At 72.9% G+C, this 18,061-nt stretch carries 18 protein-coding genes; 7 read left to right on the top strand and 11 right to left on the bottom strand.

Translation table 11 applies throughout. The features are described 5' to 3' along the window. Nucleotides 1-14 precede the first annotated feature (14 nt). Nucleotides 15-1,343 (bottom strand): Gfo/Idh/MocA family oxidoreductase, encoded by a 1,329-nt coding sequence (locus ACGFH8_RS24230; RefSeq protein WP_393370929.1) that lies wholly within the window; start codon nucleotides 1,341-1,343, stop codon nucleotides 15-17. 240 nt (nucleotides 1,344-1,583) lie between these two features. Between ACGFH8_RS24230 and ACGFH8_RS24225 the strand changes: the two genes are divergently transcribed. The 7 genes from ACGFH8_RS24225 to ACGFH8_RS24195 all read left to right on the top strand — a co-directional run bounded on the left by ACGFH8_RS24225 (nucleotide 1,584) and on the right by ACGFH8_RS24195 (nucleotide 8,037). Next, the gene (locus ACGFH8_RS24225; RefSeq protein WP_393370927.1) at nucleotides 1,584-2,762 is read left to right on the top strand and encodes a LacI family DNA-binding transcriptional regulator; all 1,179 of its coding nucleotides are present in this window, start codon (nucleotides 1,584-1,586) and stop codon (nucleotides 2,760-2,762) included. Beyond that, a complete protein-coding gene (locus tag ACGFH8_RS24220) occupies nucleotides 2,734-4,083 on the top strand; it encodes an ABC transporter substrate-binding protein (RefSeq protein WP_393370924.1) in 1,350 nt (449 codons plus the stop codon). Before ACGFH8_RS24225 ends, ACGFH8_RS24220 begins: the two co-directional genes overlap by 29 nt. 79 nt (nucleotides 4,084-4,162) lie before the next feature. Beyond that, nucleotides 4,163-5,140 (top strand): carbohydrate ABC transporter permease, encoded by a 978-nt coding sequence (locus ACGFH8_RS24215; RefSeq protein WP_393370922.1) that lies wholly within the window; start codon nucleotides 4,163-4,165, stop codon nucleotides 5,138-5,140. Between the two features lie 8 nt (nucleotides 5,141-5,148). After that, on the top strand, nucleotides 5,149-6,039 hold the full coding sequence (locus ACGFH8_RS24210) for a carbohydrate ABC transporter permease (protein WP_393371759.1): 891 nt from the start codon (nucleotides 5,149-5,151) through the stop codon (nucleotides 6,037-6,039). After that, a complete protein-coding gene (locus tag ACGFH8_RS24205) occupies nucleotides 6,023-6,655 on the top strand; it encodes a hypothetical protein (protein ID WP_393370919.1) in 633 nt (210 codons plus the stop codon). The genes ACGFH8_RS24210 and ACGFH8_RS24205 overlap by 17 nt, the downstream gene beginning before the upstream one ends. Beyond that, nucleotides 6,652-7,542, top strand: coding sequence for a PmoA family protein (locus tag ACGFH8_RS24200; RefSeq protein WP_393370916.1), 891 nt, complete (start codon nucleotides 6,652-6,654; stop codon nucleotides 7,540-7,542). The genes ACGFH8_RS24205 and ACGFH8_RS24200 overlap by 4 nt, the downstream gene beginning before the upstream one ends. Before the next feature lie 120 nt (nucleotides 7,543-7,662). After that, nucleotides 7,663-8,037 (top strand): cupin domain-containing protein, encoded by a 375-nt coding sequence (locus ACGFH8_RS24195; RefSeq protein ID WP_393370913.1) that lies wholly within the window; start codon nucleotides 7,663-7,665, stop codon nucleotides 8,035-8,037. A gap of 100 nt (nucleotides 8,038-8,137) precedes the next feature. Here ACGFH8_RS24195 and ACGFH8_RS24190 read toward each other — a convergent pair whose 3' ends face one another. The 10 genes from ACGFH8_RS24190 to ACGFH8_RS24145 all read right to left on the bottom strand — a co-directional run bounded on the left by ACGFH8_RS24190 (nucleotide 8,138) and on the right by ACGFH8_RS24145 (nucleotide 17,076). Continuing rightward, nucleotides 8,138-8,914, bottom strand: coding sequence for a hypothetical protein (locus tag ACGFH8_RS24190; RefSeq protein ID WP_393370910.1), 777 nt, complete (start codon nucleotides 8,912-8,914; stop codon nucleotides 8,138-8,140). A 71-nt stretch (nucleotides 8,915-8,985) separates the two neighbouring features. Beyond that, nucleotides 8,986-9,447: a hypothetical protein gene (locus ACGFH8_RS24185; protein ID WP_393370907.1), complete on the bottom strand. Its 462-nt coding sequence runs from the start codon at nucleotides 9,445-9,447 to the stop codon at nucleotides 8,986-8,988. Beyond that, complete coding sequence (locus tag ACGFH8_RS24180; protein ID WP_393370905.1) at nucleotides 9,444-10,373, bottom strand: hypothetical protein; 930 nt, start codon at nucleotides 10,371-10,373, stop codon at nucleotides 9,444-9,446. The genes ACGFH8_RS24185 and ACGFH8_RS24180 overlap by 4 nt, the downstream gene beginning before the upstream one ends. Then, a complete protein-coding gene (locus ACGFH8_RS24175; protein WP_393370902.1) occupies nucleotides 10,370-10,885 on the bottom strand; it encodes a phage tail protein in 516 nt (171 codons plus the stop codon). The genes ACGFH8_RS24180 and ACGFH8_RS24175 overlap by 4 nt, the downstream gene beginning before the upstream one ends. Next, on the bottom strand, nucleotides 10,866-13,559 hold the full coding sequence (locus ACGFH8_RS24170) for a putative baseplate assembly protein (protein ID WP_393370899.1): 2,694 nt from the start codon (nucleotides 13,557-13,559) through the stop codon (nucleotides 10,866-10,868). Before ACGFH8_RS24170 ends, ACGFH8_RS24175 begins: the two co-directional genes overlap by 20 nt. Next, nucleotides 13,556-13,990 (bottom strand): GPW/gp25 family protein, encoded by a 435-nt coding sequence (locus ACGFH8_RS24165; RefSeq protein ID WP_393370896.1) that lies wholly within the window; start codon nucleotides 13,988-13,990, stop codon nucleotides 13,556-13,558. Before ACGFH8_RS24165 ends, ACGFH8_RS24170 begins: the two co-directional genes overlap by 4 nt. After that, the gene (locus ACGFH8_RS24160; RefSeq protein WP_393370894.1) at nucleotides 13,987-14,325 is read right to left on the bottom strand and encodes a hypothetical protein; all 339 of its coding nucleotides are present in this window, start codon (nucleotides 14,323-14,325) and stop codon (nucleotides 13,987-13,989) included. The genes ACGFH8_RS24165 and ACGFH8_RS24160 overlap by 4 nt, the downstream gene beginning before the upstream one ends. Continuing rightward, a complete protein-coding gene (locus tag ACGFH8_RS24155; RefSeq protein ID WP_393370891.1) occupies nucleotides 14,325-15,917 on the bottom strand; it encodes a contractile injection system protein, VgrG/Pvc8 family in 1,593 nt (530 codons plus the stop codon). Before ACGFH8_RS24155 ends, ACGFH8_RS24160 begins: the two co-directional genes overlap by 1 nt. Then, nucleotides 15,914-16,786 carry a hypothetical protein gene (locus tag ACGFH8_RS24150; protein ID WP_393370889.1) on the bottom strand — a complete coding sequence of 291 codons (873 nt, stop codon included), beginning with the start codon at nucleotides 16,784-16,786 and terminating at the stop codon, nucleotides 15,914-15,916. Before ACGFH8_RS24150 ends, ACGFH8_RS24155 begins: the two co-directional genes overlap by 4 nt. Then, nucleotides 16,786-17,076, bottom strand: a complete 291-nt coding sequence (locus tag ACGFH8_RS24145) for a hypothetical protein (protein WP_393370886.1) — start codon at nucleotides 17,074-17,076, stop codon at nucleotides 16,786-16,788. Before ACGFH8_RS24145 ends, ACGFH8_RS24150 begins: the two co-directional genes overlap by 1 nt. Between the last annotated feature and the right edge of the window lie 985 nt (nucleotides 17,077-18,061).

Genomic DNA, 18,061 nt, shown 5'->3' with positions numbered 1-18,061 from the left:
TCCTCGTCTCCTGGTCAGCGGGGGGTGAGCAGGTCGGCGACCCGGACCGGTCGACAGGTCTCGAAGGACCGGTTGGCGGCCAGGCCGGTGAGCAGGGCCGACGCGCCGTCGTCGGCGGTCGCGGCACGGCCCATCGGGTCGGGTTGACCACCGAGGAGCACAGCGGTCATCCGGGCGTCCGCGCCACCGTGGCCGTGCCGGGTGCGACAGTCGACGGGGATCTGCCGGGGCGGGGCCCAGAACGGGCGCAGGGTGAGTGTCGCACCGCCGCCCTCGGCCGGCGCGTCGGTGCCGTGCAGGGCGGCGCCCTTGACCGCGCCGGCGGTGCCCCGGTCGACGAAGTCGTTCTCGGTGACCTCCAGCTCCAGCCGGCCCCGGCTGCCGTTGACCATCACCCGGTAACCCTCCCAGGGCGCGTAGGCGGTGAGGTGGTACGTCATCGTGGCGCCGGTGGAGTAGCGGGCGAGCACCGCCATGTCGTCCTCGATGGTGACGCCGGGGGCGAAGACGTTGCGGTCCCGCTGGTAGCCGTCCTCGGCCTCGGCGTCGAGGTACAGCTCGCGTAGCCGGGGGTGGGCGTCCAAGCGCAGCGCGAACGGGTCGTCGGCGGCGGCGGGGGAGCCGTGGGCCCGGTCGTAGTCGCGGGCGTAGCCGTGGCGCCGGCCGGCGTCGCCGTAGAAGAAGAGGCGGCCGGCCGCGTACACCTCCACCGGGGTGGCTGCCAACCACCAGTTGACCAGGTCGAAGTGGTGGCTGGCCTTGTGCACCATCAGCCCGCCGGAGGTGGCCTTGTCGCGGTGCCAGCGGCGGAAGTAGTCCGCGCCGTGGCGGACGTCGAGCAGCCACTCGAAGTGCACCGAGCCGATCTCGCCGATCGCGCCGTCGGCGAGCAGCCGGCGGACCTGCTCGTGCAGGGGGTTGTAGCGGTAGTTGAACGCGACCGTCACCCGACCGCCGGTCTCCGCGACCGCGTCCAGGATGCGCCGGCAGCGCGGCGCGTCCACAGTCATCGGCTTCTCCGTGATCACCTCGCGGCCGGCGTGCAGCGCGGCCACCACGTACTCGTCGTGGGTGACGTCCACACTGGTGACCAGCACGACGTCCACGTGCTCGGCGTCCATCATCGTCGCGAAGTCACCGGCCGGGTAGGTCGGCACCCGACGGTGGCCCAGCTCGACCAGCCACCTGTTGTGCGTGTCCATCCGGGCCTGGTTGACGTCGGCGAAGGCGACCAGCTCGGCGGTGTCGGCGTGGTCGAGCACCAGGGCGCGGACGAACATCTCCGCGCGTGCGCCGGTGCCCACCACGGCGTACCGGACCCGGCCGCCGGTTCTCGGTGACATGGGGTCGCCTCCCGATGATCCTGCAAAGGTTTGCAGTGAAGTAACCACGATCAATGTAACTGCGTCAATGACGGAGACGCGAACGGCGGTGATTTTCCATCTTTTATGCGGCCCTGGGTCACCGCGAGGAGTGTGCCCGCAACAAAGACGCAACCATTGACCGTTGACACTGGCACAACCGTTTGCATTAATGGGCCACACCCCGCGTGACCGCCGCCACACGCAGACGAAGGGCCAGCCGTGCCAGTCACCATCCGGGACGTCGCCCGAGCCTCCGGTGTGCACATCTCCACCGTGTCCCGCACCTTCTCCGCCCCGCACCTGGTCAACCCGGACACCCGGGTCCGGGTGCTGGCCTGCGCGGAGGACCTGGGCTATCGGCCGAACCGGGCCGCCCGGGCCCTGATCACCGGCCGTACGCACAACATCGGCCTGATCATCGCGGACATCGCGAACCCGTTCTTCCCGCCGCTGATCAAGGCGGCGGAGAGTCAGGCCCGACACCGCGACTACCACGTCTTCGTGGCCGACACCAACGAGGACCCCGCCGCCGAGGAGGAGCTGGTCCACGCCCTGGCCAAGCAGGTGGACGGCGTGCTGCTGTGCAGCCCGCGGATGAGCAACAGCCTGATCGAGCAGCTCAGCCGCGAGGTCGCGCTGGTGGTGGTGAACCGCCAGGTGACCGGCCTGCCCTGCGTGTTGATGGACGTCGGGCGGGGCGCCCGGTCGGCGATCGAGCACCTGGTCGGCCTGGGCCACCGCCACATCGCGCTGCTCGGCGGCCCGCGCAGCTCGTGGACCAACCGGGAGATGCGCCGCGCCGCCGGCACGGCCGCCCGCGCCGGTGGCGCGGAGCTGACCGTGCTCGGCCCGAACGCGCCCACCGAGACCGGCGGCGCCGCCGTCGCCGAGCAGGTACGACGCAGCGGTGTGTCGGCCGTGCTCGCCTACAACGACCTGATGGCGATCGGCCTCATCGAAGGGTTGGACGCCCTCGGGGTCCGGGTGCCGGGTGAGGTGAGCGTCGTCGGCGTCGACGACATCACCCTGAGCCGGCTCACCAGGCCAAAACTGACGACGGTGGCCACACCCGCCGGGGCCGCCGGCCGGACGGCCGTCGACATGCTGCTGCAACAGGACATCGAGTCACCGCGCGGCGCGCGGGGACCCGGTGCCGGCACGGCGCTCGGCGTCCGTCGTACCACCGCACAGGTAATGCTGCAGACCGACCTGGTCATCCGCGACTCGACCGGTCCGGGCCCGCACGCCCGACCGGTGCGTCCCCCGGCCGCGCCGAAGGGCCCGGACCCGCATTGCCCTGCGGGCCCGGGCGCCCCGACCACGGCCAGCGGTGACGCCGTCGCCTCCTCATGCCAAGGAGTGAGCGCACATGCACCCCGCAACGCCCCCCACCACTGACGCGCCCGTCGGGCGCGATGACCGTACCCCGCTGCCCCGCCGGCGCCTGCTGCGCGGCCTGCTCGCCCTGACGGTGGCCGCGCCGCTGATGCTCGGTGCCGCCGCCTGCGGCGACGACGGCGGCGGCTCCGCCGACCCGAACGCCCCGGTCAAGCTCTCCGTCTTCTGGTGGGGCGGCGACGCCCGGGCCAAGCTGACCGAGGACGCGCTGGCCCTCTACACCACGAAGCACCCGAACGTGACGTTCGAGACGACCTGGCAGGCCAACCAGGGCTACTTCGACAAGCTGGCCACGCTCACGGCCGGCGGCAACCCGCCGGACCTGTTCCAGATCGACGACAACTACCTGGCCGAGTACGCGGCCCGCAACACCACGCTCGACCTGACCTCCTACCAGAAGTCCGGGAAGCTGGACACCTCGAAGTTCCCGGAGAGCCTCTGGCAGTACGGCGTGGTCGACGGCAAGCTGGCCGGCCTGGCCGCCGGGGAGAACACCCAGGGCCTGGTCTACAACAAGACGCTGCTGACCAAGCACAACCTGCCCGAGCCCACCACCGGGATGTCGTGGGAGCAGCACATCGCGTGGGCCGAGCAGGTCACGGCCACGACGAAGGTGCCCGGCACGCAGGACCCGAGCGCCGACTACAAGGCGTTCTGGGTCTGGCTGCGCCAGCAGGGCAAGGACCTCTACCAGGGCAAGGAGTTGGGCTTCACCGCCGAGGACGTGACGAAGTGGTTCGACCTGTGGAAGGGCGCCCGCGACCGCAGGGCCACCCCGACCGCCGACGTCATCCACGAGGGCAACTCCAGCGACGTCACCAAGCAGTTGGTGGTCACCGGCAAGTCGGCGACCTCCTGGGTGTGGGCCAACCAGATGCCCGACCTGAAGAAGAACACGAAGGACGAGCTGGGCGTGATCGCCTATCCCGGTGACCCCAGCGCGCAGTGGGCCCGGGCCTCGATGTACTGGTCGGTCTTCAAGGGCAGCAAGAACAGGGACGTCGCGGTCGACGTGATCAACTTCTTGTACAACGACAAGGAGGCGGTCACGCTGCTCGGCACCGACCGGGGCCTGCCGTCCAACCTGGACCTGCGCCGGGTGGTCAGCGACGACGTCACCGACCCGGCCATGAAGCAGTCGATCGCCGTCGAGGCCGAGCTGACCCAGAAGTTCGGCCCGTCGCCACAGGTGCCGATCAAGGGACACAGCAAGGTCAAGTCCGAGCTGATCAAGGCTGCCGAGAACGCCCAGTACGGCCGGGCCACCACCGTCGAGGCCGCCACCCAGTTCGTGGAGGCCTGCAAATCCGCCATCGCCTGACGCCGTCCCGGTCGGTGTCGACGTCCTCGGCTCGACCGGGGACGTCGACACGGACCTCCTGCGAGGAGAGGAGCCGTTCGTGGCGTTGACCACGGCGCCCGACCCGACCCGACGCGGCCCCGTCCGGACCCGCGCCGGGGGGCGTGGGCCCGGACGCGTGCGGCACAGCGAAGGTCTGGCGGGGTACGTCTTCCTGTCGCCGTGGCTCGTCGGCCTGATGGTCGTCACGGCGATCCCCATGCTGCTGTCGCTCTACCTGAGCTTCACCAACTACGACATCCTCACCCCGTTCTCCGAGGTGGAGTGGGTGGGGTTGGCCAACTACGAGCGGATGTTCACCGCCGACCCGTCGTACTGGCACGCGGTGCGGGTCACCCTGACCTTCGCGCTGGTCGCCGTACCGCTGAAGCTGGCCGCGGCGCTCGGCGTGGCGCTGCTGCTCAACCGGGCCTGGCGCGGCGTCGGGTTGTTCCGTGGGCTGTTCTACCTGCCGTCGCTGCTCGGCGGCAGCGTCGCGCTGGCCATCGTCTGGGTCAACATGTTCAACCGCGACGGGGCGTTCAACTCGCTGCTGAGCCTCGTCGGCATGACGGGCAAGCCGTGGGTCAACGACCCGGACTGGGCCCTGGAGACCCTGATGGTGCTGGCCATCTGGCAGTTCGGCGCGCCGATGGTGATCTTCCTGGCCGGGCTCAAGCAGGTGCCCACCGAGCTGTACGAGGCCGCCGCGGTCGACGGCGCCGGCCGGTTCCGCCAGTTCCGCAACGTCACCCTGCCGATGCTCTCCCCGGTGATCTTCTTCAACCTGGTGCTGGAGACCATCAACGGCTTCCAGGGCTTCACCGCCGCGTTCGTGCTCAGCAACGGCACCGGCGGCCCGGTCGACTCCACCCTGATGTACACGCTGAACCTCTACATCACCGGGTTCACCGAACTCCAGATGGGCTACGCCTCGGCGATGGCCTGGGTGTTCCTGCTCGCCATCGGGGTCATCACCGCGATCTTCTTCAGCACCGGACGGTTCTGGGTGCACTACTCCGACGGGGAGGACCGGTGACGGTGACCATGACCCCGACGGCCGACGTGCCGACCGGACCGGCGCCCGCCGCGCGCCGACGCACCGGCGGTCGATCGGTGCTGCGACTGCTCATCCTGGTGGCGATCGTCGTCGTGGTGCTCTACCCGCTGATCTGGATGGTCGGCACCTCGGTGAAGTCCCCGGAGGAGATCGTCAACAACGTCGGCCTGCTGCCGGAACGCTTCTCCCCGGGCAACTACACCGCCGGGTGGTCCAACTTCGACGTCAGCTTCGGCCGGTTCTTCCTCAACAGCGCGATGGTCAGCCTGCTCACCGTCGTCGGCAACGGGCTCTCCTGCCTGCTGGCCGCGTACGCCTTCGCCCGGCTGCGCTTCCGACTGCGCGGGGTGTGGTTCGCCGTCATGATCGGGACGCTGCTGCTGCCCCAGCACGTGCTGATCGTGCCGCAGTACATCCTGTTCCGGACGCTCGGGCTGGTCGGCGGCGAATGGCCGTACCTGCCGCTGCTCGTCCCGCAGTTCCTGGCCACCGAGGCGTTCTTCGTCTTCCTGATGGTGCAGTTCATGCGGGGCATCCCGCGCGAGCTGGACGAGGCGGCCCGGATCGACGGCGCCGGCCCGTACGGCATCTTCCGGCACATCATCCTGCCGCTGAGCCGCCCCGCGCTCGTCACCACGGCGATCTTCTCGTTCATCTGGACCTGGAACGACTTCTTCCGCCAGCTCGTCTTCCTGTCCCAACTGGAGGACTACACGGTGCCGGTCGCGCTGACCCTGTTCATCGACTCGACCAGCCAGAGCGCGGTCGGGCCGATGTTCGCCATGTCGGTGCTGTCGCTGCTGCCGGTCTTCCTGTTCTTCGTCGCGTTCCAGCGGATGCTCGTCGAGGGGATCAACACAAGTGGCATCAAGGGCTGAACCGGCGACCGAGGCCGCTGGCCGGCGGGACTGGCGTGACGTCGCCCGCGACGCCGCCGACCTGGCGCTGCTGGGCATCCTGCTGACCCTCGCCGCGGCGCCCCTGCTCACCGCGGCGGCGGCGTCCGGCGCCGCCAGCGCGGCGGTGCACGACTGGACGCGTACCGGCACTTGGCCGTCGGCGCGGGCCACCGTGCGCCGGTTCGGCCGCCTGGTCCTGCCGGGCGTGCCGGTCAGCCTGCTCACGCTCGCCGTGGCCGGGCTGCTCGCCGTCGACCTGGCGGCACTGGCCACCGGCCGGGTGCCGGGCGGGGCTCCGGCGCTGCTGGTGACCGCGCTTGTCGCGGCCGGCCTGGCCGGGTACGCCGGGCTGGTCGTCGTCGAGGTGGGCGGCAACGGGGGTGGGCGGTGGCGGGCCGCGGCCCGGTCCGCCGCCCGCGCCTGCCTCGACGCGCCCGCCCGCTGGGCCGCCCTCGCCGGGGTGACCGCGCTGGCCGCGCTGCTCGCCGTGCTTGTCACCCCGGTCGCGGTGCCGATCCTCGCCGGGTACACGGTGGCCGCCCTGCACGCCGTCGCGGGTCGGTGGCCGGCTCCCACCGGCGTGGAGCTGCCGTGAGCACCGGGCGGGAGCCGGCGCGGCTGTGGGTGGGGGACACGGAGGTGGCCCGGTACGTGGTCGACCCGGCCCTGGACGCGCGGCACGGGCCGCGACCGTACCTGCATCCGGTCCGCACCCTGGGCGGCACGGTGGTCACCGACGCGCTGCCCGCCGACCACGTGTGGCACCTCGGCGCCTCCCTCGCCGTGCAGGACGTCAACGGCAGCAACCTCTGGGGCGGGCGCACCTACGTCCGCGACGTCGGCTACACCTGGCGCGAGGACCACGGGCGGATCGCGCACACCCGTTGGTCGCGGCGCTCCGCCGACCGGTTGGCCCACCGACTGGAGTGGCGCGACCCGCGCGGGGCGGTGCTGCTCACCGAAGACCGCCGGCTCAGCGCCGTCCCGTTGACCGGCGCGGGACCGGCCGAGGAGCTGTCGGCCTGGCGGCTGGACGTGGACTACACGCTTCGGGCCCCGGACGGGCAGGACGTGCGGCTGGGCAGCCCGGCCACCAACGGCCGCCCCGACGGCGCCGGCTACGGCGGGTTCTTCTGGCGGGCGGTCTCGACCGGACCCGCGTCGGTGTTCGACGCCTCGGCGACCGGGGAGGAGGCGGTGAACGGTTCCGCCGAGCCGTGGGTCGCCCTGGTCGGGACCGGGCCGGACGGGCGGGCGTACACACTGGTCTTCGGTGGTCTCGGCGACGGTGACAGGTGGTTCACGCGGACCGCGATGTATCCGGGCGTCGGGGTGGCGTTCGCGTTCGAGCGGCCGGTCACCATCGCGGCCGGCACGACGCGGCGGGGCCGGCACGCGGTGGTCGTCGCCGACGGTGCCCTGGACCGCGCCGCCGCTGCCCTGGCCGCGACGACGCCACCGGGCGGGCGTCCCGCGACGTGACCGGGCCGCGCGGGTCTTGCTTTCTCGGCATCCTCGCCCCGACGGCTCCGCGGCCACCTATTCTCGGGAATTGCCAACCGGGGCGGGTGCCGCCCGCACGACGGCGTGCAGGAGGCCGAGATGAGTGGGAAAGATCGACCCGAGGGGATCAGCCCGACAGCGGTGGAGGGAGCGCCGGGGCTGTGGCGCGTCGATCTCCAGAAACACGATCTCAGCATTCCCGGACGCGAGGTCATCCAGAGCCGGGTGGAGTTCACCCCCGACTCGCCGCCGTTCAAGCACTTCCATCCCGGTGAAGAGATCATCTGCGTTCTTCAGGGCACCCTGGAATACACGCTCGAGGGCCAGCCACCGATCGTGTGCAATGTCGGCGACGCGCTGACCGTCCCCTACGGCGTCCACCACCAGGCCCGCAACGTAGGCGACGGCATAGCGGTAGAGCTGGCCACCTACGTAGTAGAAAAAGGCAAACCCCTCCTAACCAAGGTGGACTAACCCCCCCACCCCCCACCCCCCCACCCCCCCACCCCGACGCGTGCGTCGATCATGAGGTTATAGCTGCGACACGCCGGGCCAGAGGACGATAACCTCATGATCACCGGGGTGGGGGCGTTCCGGACCGGGCCGGCAGGGCGGCCGTCACCCGGACGGCCTTCACGATCGCCGGGATCGACCCGATCAGCAGCACCAGCCCCCAGATGATCGCGATCACCGCGAAGACGAGTGCCGCCACGTCGTCGACGATGCTCACCAGGATCACCGGCACCAGGTTGTGCAGGAACTCCAGGACGACCGTGCACAGCAGGGTGGTGAGGATCAGCAGGACGAGACCCTTGTTCTGCAGGAAGCGTGGCTGGGCCAGCACCAGCAGCCCGGCCCACACCAGTTTGAGCAGCAGCACCAGCCCCAGCAGCAGCGCCGCCTCGCCGACCGGGAAGAACCCCCACAGCGCCAGGTACGCGATCGTGCCGAACGGGACCGCCAGGAACAGCGACACCATGATGGTCAGCTCCACGAACGCGACGAGGAGCGCGACCAGCCCGACGATGATCAGGATGATCGAGAAGATCAGGCTGGCGACGCCCTGCACCCGGCCCTGGACCCGTTCGGGCAGCAGCATGCCCAGGCAGAACAGCCCGGTGCTCCAGACCGCCACCGCGTCGATCAACGCCAGGTACCCGGTGCCCCGGCCGGACGGCTCGCTGACCCCGGACACGTTGTCGAGGTCGACCTCCAGCGCGCCGGCGCTGTCCGTGAGTGCCGCCCCGGCGTCGGCGCCGCCCAGCAGCAGCCCGGCGCCCAACTCCACGCCGATCGCCAGGACGATGGCGAGCATCGCCAGCAACAGGAACGGTTTACGCAGGTCACCCACGGCGACACCTTCCTCTCAGCTCAGGACGTGGTCGCGACGGTCCGGTCCGGACGGGACGGCGACGATCATGGTCAGGACGTGGCCACGAGGACTGTGCAGCTCCCGAGGCCGGGGCAGGTCAGGCCCACCTCGGTGGCCTGGTCGACGGCGACCTTCGCCACCGCGCCGGTGCCGTCGGACGCCGGCTCGACCTCGTCGCGGATGGCGAGGTCGGCGTCGCCGGGCGCCGGCGCGACGACGGTGAACCGTGCCGCGCTGCGCAGCACGAGGGTGCGCAGCCCGCCCGGGTCGGCGACGCGCACCACGCACCTGCCGGAGAACGTCAACCGGCCGGCATCGTCGGCGCAGTCGGCGTCGACGGTCGCCGGATCCACCGCCGCACGCTCGCCGCCCAGCGCGGCCAACCCGTCGACGAACCCGTGCCGGGCGCCCGGATCACCCCGGTCGCCGCCGCCCACGCCGACCGCGACCACGAACAGCGCCACCAGCAGCCCGGCCAGCAGCCCCAGCAGCGCCTTCTGCCGGCCACTCATCGCGCGGCGACAGGTGACACGACCTCGCTGAACCGGATCGTGTCCACCCCGGCGAAATAGGATTTCGTACCCTGTGTCTTGCCCACCACCAGCAGCGTGACCTGGTGCGGCCCCTTGGCCAGCCGGATCGTCGCGACGTCCAGGAACTCCGTCGTCTGCACCTTCGCGCTGAAGCCGAGGAACGTGCCGCCGACCTGGTTGCCGTCGATGGTGAAGACGGTGTTCGCGTAATCGGGGGCCATGGTCCGTACCGTGGCGAACCGCCAGGTGCCGTCGGCCGGGATCTGCACCGTCACCGTCACCTGGTCACCGATGGCCAGCCCCGTGAAGAACAGTTGCTTGTCGTCGGACCAGGTCACCGCGCAGCAGTTGGGCTGCGCGCCCACGGCGGCCTTGCTCTTCTGCGGCGACGTGACCACCGCGGTGTCCACCAGGCTCTCCGCCTCGATGGTGACCACCCTCGGCGTGCCCGGGGCCGGCTCGCCGTCGCGGGTCAGCAGGACCACCCCCACGGCCACCACCACCAGCACCAACGCCGCCGCGGCGGCGATCCACAACCACGGGGTACGCCGAGGCGGCGCGACCGCCCGCACCTCGTACGTGACCCGACCGCTGGACCGGGAACTCTCCTCGGGCGCGGTGTTCGCCGAGTACGCGAACCCGGTCATGTCGTAGCGCCGAGGCGGGGTGCCGGCGGGCACGGCGAGCGTGACCAGGAACGACACCGAGCCCTGCCCGGCTACCACCCGTTGCGGTTCGGCGACGGTGAACCACGCCCGCTGGGAGCCGTCGCCGGGCGCCACGTCGAACACCACCGTGTCCGGTGCGGCGCCCGGGTTGGAGACGGTGAAGGTCAGCTCGCCGCTGTTGCGCGGGTCGAGGGTGAACTGCTCGGCGGCGGCGACGACCGCCCATTCGGTGGTCATGACGACTCCTCTTCCAGGACGATCTCGACGGTGGTCGAGGCGGGTTTCTCCGCCTCGACGATGCGGGTGATCACGGCGAGTTGGCCGGCGGCGGTGGCGGGGACCCGCACCACGACGTGGAAGGGCCGTTCGGCCGGCTCGTCGATGGCGAAGCCCGGCATCCCGGTGGCCAGCTCCAGGGCCCGCCGCATGCCGTACGGGGTGCCGCGCCACCGGGCCAGCAGGGCGGCGTTGGCGACCAGGTCGCGCAGCCGTCCCACCGGCAGCGGCAGGGGGGCGTCCGGCCGGGGTGAGGCCACCACGTGGTCCATCGCCACCCAGCGGGTCAACCGCACGACCAGCCCGTCCGGGGCCCGGTACGGGTCCAACAGGGCGTCCACCTCGGCGAGGATCGCCTCGTCCGGGGCGTGCAGCCCCTCCATCACGTCCAGCAGCGCCCAGAGCACGCTGCCGGGTACGCAGGCCCGCTGGTAGGCGGCGGGCAGCAGCCGTTCAATCGCCGAACGTCGCATCCTGGCGCACCACCTCGATGTCGTGCTCGCCGGAGCAGAGCAGCCAGGTATCCGGGACGGTCACCACGTCGGCGGTGGCCTGGTTGGCGCTGGGCGTCCAGTCGACGGCGTCGGCGCTGCGGTGCACGCCGCGTTCGCCGCCGGCCAGGATCAGCCGTTCCGCCGGGCCGGCCGGTACGCCGCCTGCGGGGCCGCCGCTCGCTGGGCCGCCGCCCGTTCCGGCGCCGCCGGCTGGGCTGCCGCCGGCCGGGCCGCCCACGGCGATGGCGTCCACCGGGACGAACCGGGTCCGGTCGCGCAGCGGCAACCCGCAGTTGACCGACACCGTCTGCCACTGCGGCTGGGCGGCGAGGGTGTCCAGCCGCAGCACCCCGCCGCTCTGCGTCGCCGCCACCGCGAGCTGCCCGGCGAACGCCAGGTCGCGGCACGTGCCGCCGACCCAGCCGAGTTGCACCGGCTGCCACTTCACGTCGGACTCGAACAACCGGGTGCGGTGGCAACCCTGCCCCGGCTTCTTCGGGTCCGGCTCGCCGGCGCCGCTCCACAGCAGCGTCGCCGGGCCGTCGTACTGCACGGCGAGCACCCGGTTGTCCACGTTCGCCAGGCCCACGTGCACGAAGCTGCCCGGTCGGCCGGCGGCGGTGGACAGGTACACCCCGAAGCCGGCCTGCGCGGCCACCGCCACCCCCGGCGCGCCCCGCTCCGAGACGAACGCGCGCACCGCGTAGAACCCCCGGTCGGCGTCGGACGGGTCGACAAGGATCTGCAACGGCACCGCCCCGGGCAGCAACGACACCTCGTACAGGCCGGTGTCGGTGGCCACCAGCAGCGCGCCCGCGCCGTCGCGGTCCAGCCAGGCCACGTCGGAGATCCGCGCGTCCAGGTCGGTCAGCAGCGACCAGGTCTCACCCAGGTCGGTGCTCAGGTGCACCCGGGAGCCACCGGAGGACCGCAGCGTCACCACGGCCACCGAGCCGGGGCGCGCGACGATTCCCGGCCGCACCGGCGCGGGCGCGGGCGCGATGCGCAGCACCGTCTCGTCGTCGAACCGGCCGGCCGGCTCCCACCCCGCGCCGCCGTTGCTGGAGCGGAACAGCACCGGGCCGCGCCCGGCGTACCAGGTGCGCGGCTGGTACTTGTCGACGGCGAGGGCGCGTACCTCCGCGTCGGGGGCCTCGTCGACCACGAACCGGACCGACTCGACGTAGCGCACACCCGGCTCGGCGTGCTCCAACAGCCGGTACACGTTCGACGCCCGCAGTGGTTCGCCGAACGGCCAACCGGTCGGGTTGAGCGCGGTCGGCAGCGGACTCAACGTCTGGTGCAGCCGGTCGTGGATCCGGCGGCGTACCGCGTCCACGTCCTCCTCCCGGCGGACCACCACCCGGGCCCGGACCGACACCGCCTTGAACCGGGCCCAGGTGGCCCGGGACCGGATGCCGACCATCCGGCGTTCCTCCAGGTCGGCCTCCACCCGGCGGCGCGCCTCGGGCACCTCGTGCTCGCGCAACACCGCCACCGGCAGGCGGCCACCGGGGCGGGCCGTCGGCGGCACGTACGGCACCAGCACCACCTCGACCTCACCGGGCCGGGCGAAGCTGTACACCGCCGCGCGGGTGAACGCCCGCGCCCGTGCCACCGCCCCGGAACTGGTGGCGAGGACCTCGAAGTCGCGGGCGGTGACCGCCCGTTGCTGGGCGAAGAACTCGTACGGGCCGCGCAGCAGCACCGATTCCAACGCCTCCACCTCCCGGCCGCCGGCCGCCGGGGCGGGGTTGTCCACGCGTACCCCGGGTAGCGGGTCGCGCAGGCTGGTGAGCGTGCCCGCCGCGACGTTGCCGGTGGGCCCGCCACCGGCGCGGTACCAGAGCCGGACCTGCCGCCCGGCCGGCGGCACCGCCGCCACGGTCACCGGAGCCGGGCCGGCTGGCGCGGGATCGCCGGGCCGGGTCGGCGGTCGCAGGTCCAGGGCCGGGGCGAAGGTGACGGTGCCCGAGCAGCGGTCCACCAGGTACGCCTTGGCCTGCGAGCCGAGCCCGGCGAAGCTGTCCACCGGCCGCCAGATCTCGTACGTGCGGCCGTCGTGCTCCCGGGCCGCCGCGCCCAGCTCCACGGTGCCGGCCGGCACCTCCACGCCGAGCAGCAGGTCCAGCGCCTCGGCGGTGTGCGCCAGCGGGGCGTGGGCGGCCCGCAGCACCTGCCCCGGCTGGCCGGTGCCCACGCCGAGCAGCTCGGCCTCGACGAGTTCGCAGTGGTGCATCCGTACCGTCACCGACGTCTCGCCGGCGGCCAGCAGCGTCGGCTCGGTGGTCACGAAGACAACCGGCCGGGGATCCGCGCCGCGCGCCGCCGCGACGCGCAGCCCGGCCGGGATCCGGATCGCGGCCCGGTCGCCGCCGCTGCGGGTGAACCGGACGTCCGCCCAGGCCGCGGTGGGCGCGTGCCGGGTGACCCCGAGCAGGTTCAGAAACGAGACGTACGCCTTCTCCGGCAACTGGTTCAGGCGGTAGATCATCACCTCGGTCAGGTGCGCGAACGCCTCCACGAGCGCCATCCCGGGGTCGTGCGCCGACAGGTCGGTCCACGCCGGGCAGGACTGCCGGATCCGTTCCCGGGCCTCGGTGACGAGGTCGAGGAACCCGCGATCGTCCAGGTGCGGCACGGGCAGCGTCATGACTGTCCTCCCTGCGCGGGCTCGTCGGCGGGGAGCAGGTCCACGGAGAAGACAAGTTGCCCGGGTGTCAGGCTGGCGCGCACCCGGTAGTCCAACCGGATCACCAACCGCCACGCGTCGTCCAGATCCGGACCGGCGTCCACGTCGATCACCTCGACCCGTGGCTCCCACCGGGCGATGGCCTGCCGGACGTAGTGGATGGCCAGGCCCGCCGTGGTGTCGTCGTTGGGCGCGAAGACGAGCCGGTGCAGCCGGGAGCCGTACCCGGGTCGCATCAGCCGCTCGCCCGGCGTCGTCGACAGGAGCAGGAACAGCGCCTGCCGTACGCTCTCGTCGCCCTCGGTCATCGCCAGGCCGCCGGCCGCGGTCAGTGCCGGCCCGCCGCCGCGCCCGGCGTCGAAGCCGGCCCCGACGAAACGGAAGGCCCTCACCGGTCCGCCCCCAGCAACGGCTGGCGGGGGTCGCGCACCGTGTGGTGGACCAGCCCCGGCGGCGTGCCGTCGGTGAACCCCTCCAGGTGCGACAGCACCACCCGCTGCCCGTCGACCCGCAGCCAGTCGCTGTAGCCGACCCGGACGTTCAGGGTCTTGCCGCACGGCTTGATGGTCGGGCCGTAGTTCGGGCAGGCCTTGATGTCGCGTCCCTCCGGGTCGTCGTCGACGAGCACGGGTACGCCGGTGACGGTCACCCACCGCTGTGAGGGTCGGTTCTCGACCCGGCCGTCGTGATCGCAGGTGATCACGGAGTCACTGTGGATCCAGCGCATCAGCCGCCTCCTTCGTGGTGGGCGCGGGCCAGCGAACCCGCCTGCCGCGCCGCGGTGGTCGGGTCCTCGGTCGACTCGGCGTGCAGGAAGTCCACGCTGCGGGCGCGGACCACGATGGCCCGGCCCGGTGCGGAGATCACCAGGTCGGACGCCGCGTGCAGGGTGGCCAGATCCGGGGTCAGTTCCAGGAAGCTGCCACCCTCGGTGGCCAGCCGCAGGCTGCGCCGCACGTCGTCAACGACTATCGACTGCCCACCAGCGGTGCGCATCGTCCAGCGCCGCGCCCGGCCGTCGTCGATGCCCGCGTCGTACGGCTCGACGGCGCCGAACAGCGAACCGAGCACGACGCCCGAGGCCGGCTCGCCGGCGGGCAGCACCACGAGCACGCTGTCGTCCGGATCGGGCAGCGCCACCAGACCCTTGCCCCGCCCCGCGCCGGGGCAGAGCACCGCCAGCCAGCCGGCGTCCAGGTCCCCGTAGGCCGGCAGGGTCAGCCGGACCCGGCCCAGCCCGTCGGGGTCGGCGACGTCGGTGACGGTGCCGAGGGTGACCACCGCACCGCCAATCGGGGTCGGTGGAGCGACCGGCGGGACCGTGGAGAAGCGCGTCAGGTGCCCGTTGCCGTCCACGGTGTGCACCACCTCGGTCAGCACGTACGCCCCGGCGACCGGCTCGGGCACACCGCTCAGGGCGACCCGCCGGCCCGGCCGCAGCGCCGGATCGCCCTCGGCCACCCCCTCGGCGGTGACGAGCGCCGCCGCCCGGGTGTCCAGCCGCGCCTGGGCCAGCGCCGCCAACTCGTCGTCGCTGCGGCCCGGCTGGTCGACGGCGGTGCGGACCCCGTCGGCGCCCACGTCGGCCGGGTCCGGTCGGTCGAACGCCGGTCGGCCACACCGCGCCTCGTCGGCCTGCTGGCTGATCACCTCGGCCCGCTGCGGGTGCCAACCCAACGCGGCGCTGGCACCGCTGGCCTGGTCGGCGTTCGTGGACAGGCGCAGGCTGTGCACGCCCGCGCCGAGGGTCAGCGCGACCGGCTCCCCGTAGCCGGCGAGGGTGACCAGCCGGACCGTACCGTCGTCGGCGGCCAGGTGCAGCCCGGCCCGGCCGGCCACCTCGCACAGCAGCTCCAGATCACTGTGCCGGTGCTGCGACAGCCGGTCCAGCCGCGGCCCGTCGACCTCCGCGCTCACCTCCAGCCCCACCGCACCGCACAACTCCCGGGCCAAATCCACGGCGGTCACCGACGTGAACACCCGCAACCCCTGACGCTTGCGCAGCCGGTGCAGTGGGTCGTACGCCCGCAGCCGCAGCACCGCCGCCCCGTCGCCGGCGTACTCGACCTCCACGGCGGTGACCTCCCCGTTGAACAGGGCGTCGGCGTGGTCGGCGAGCCGGACGTCGAGCGTCGTGCCGGGGCGTACCGCCGGGTCGAACGCGCCGACGCCGACGGAGGTGGCGAGCACGAGCTCCGCCTGGGTGGGCTGGTCCAGCCGTGCCGCCACCCGCAGCGACCGGATCCGCTGACGAACCGCACCGGTCAGCTCGACGCCGTCGAGCACGACGATCAGGGCCCGGGGCGCGACGCTTGTCACGGCGTACCCCCGGGGGTGGGGTTGGTGCCGGTCGGGCCCCAGGCGGCGGGCGCGGTGGCGATCGAGGCTCCGACGAACGACGCGCCGGCACCCACCCCGCCGGCCAACGCCCGCGCGACTCCGGTCACCGCGCCCACCACTGATCCGCTGCCTGGCGCACCGGGTGGTGGCACGGCCAGGGTGGTGCCGGCCGGCACCGCGAGGGGGTCGGTGATCCGGTTGTGTTCGGCGAGCAGACGCCAGCGCAGCGGCGAGCCGAGCGCGTCGTTGGCCAGCAGGTCGAACCGCACACCGGAACGGCCCGGCTCCGCCGCGCCGTCGCCCGCGGCGATCACCGCGCTGCCCGGGGCGGCCGTCGGGGTGCTCGCCGCGGCCAACTCCTCGGCGAACCCCGCCTCGGCCTGGTCGGCCGTCTCCGCGGCGCGGACCAACTTCAGCCGCAACCAGGAACGCCGGGGCGAGCCGGTGCCGGTGAACGCGTCGAACCGCTCCGCCACCGCGATGATCACCCCGGGTACGTTCCAGGTCTTTCCCCACACCAAGCGGACCAGCGGCGGACGCAGCCAGCCATGCTCGGCGGCCGAGTTCTCCGCGAGCATCCACAGCGGACGGGTGAGCACCCGCACATCGGCCGGACGGACCTGCGCCTGGACGAACTCGACGTCGAAGAGCAGGTCGAGCACCAGCTCGGTCCGGCCGCCACCGGTGAAGACAAGCGGGTCGTCGGCCAGCCCGGACCCGGTGAGCTGCCCGTCGCCGGCACCCCGATGGCGTACGCCAGCGAGCCGGGTCACCTGCACAGTCTCCGGGTTGAGCAGGCAGTCCACCCGAACGCCTGTGGAGTCGATGAGGAAGGCGACGCGTTCCATCAGCCACCCGCCTGTTCCCGGTCCAGCCGGGTCAGGTGGGCGGTGTCCAGCGCCGCACCGGCGACCGATGACAGCGCGCTGTCATCGGGCAGCGCCGGCCACCTGTCGAACGCCGTCGCGTCGGGCTGGTCCGGGCCTCGCCCGCCGCCCGGATCGTGGTAGGCCGAACCGATCCAGCCGACACCTGCGGCCCCAGCGGCCGGACCGTCCCGCGGTCCGGTGTGCGGTCCGACCGACTCGCCACCCTGCTGCCCCGACCGTGCCCGCTCGCCCGGCAGAGCCGGCCACAACCCGCCCCCAGCCGCCGCCCCGCCGCCCCCCGCCGCCCCGCCCCCGCCGCCCCCGCCCGCCCCGACGCCCCCTACCGTCCGGCCGCCACCCGCGATCCCGTCACCCGCGATCCCGCCCCCAGCGGATCGCCCGCCCCGAGCTGCCGCTCGACCCGACCTCAACCCGCCGACGTCGGCGGAGTCAGTTCTAGATCTTGGAAAGGAAGTGCCCCTGGAGGGGCCGAAATCTTCCAAGATCTCGGCGGGAGGGGTGTGGAGGGGAGATCTGGCCGGGGCGGTTGGCGCTCGGCGGCCTCCTGGACCGCGTCTGGCTTCGGTGTACCGCTCTTCCGTGTCGATGGCCGGCGTGTCGTCCCGCGCCGGGCCTGTCGCCGCGCCACGTCGGGATGCGCGCAGACGCCAGCCGCCCAGCAGCCGGCCCCGTGAACGTCGGCCCGCATCCGGTGCGAGGGGCACCTCGCCGGTCACCGCGCCGTGGGCGGCGCGGCTGCCGCCCGGTGGGCTGGCACCGCCCACCCCTGGACCGCCGGACCGGTCGGCTGCCCTCGACGCGTGCTGCGACCGTCCGATTGCGCCCGTCGAACGCGACCCGTCCGGCCCTCCGACCCCGCGCGTCGCCACCAGCCCGTCGACGCCGTACGCCCCGTCCACCGTCCCGTCGTGACCGACCGTGCCGTTGTCATCGACCGTGCCGTTGTCATCGACCGTGCGGTTGTCACCGACTCTGCCGTCGTGACCGACCGTGCCGTGGTGACCGTCCGTACCGTCGTCACCCACCGTGCCGGGTGTGGCGGACGCCGGGCGGCCATGCCCGTAGGAGTGCGCGTCCGCGTCCGGGCCGCTCCTGCTGGTTGCGCCGCCGGGCCCACCACCCGTGCCGGGGCCACGAGGACCCACCGTGCCGGGGGCACGAGGACCCACCGTGCCGGGGGCACGACGGCCCACCGAGTCGGCAGGAAGCCCGACACCCTCCCCGGCGGGCCGA

The sequence above is a fragment of the Micromonospora sp. NPDC049175 genome (genome assembly GCF_043197345.1).
GTDB lineage: Bacteria > Actinomycetota > Actinomycetes > Mycobacteriales > Micromonosporaceae > Micromonospora.
Note: the sequence above shows the minus strand (reverse complement) of the source record. Positions and strands in the feature narration are given on the sequence as shown.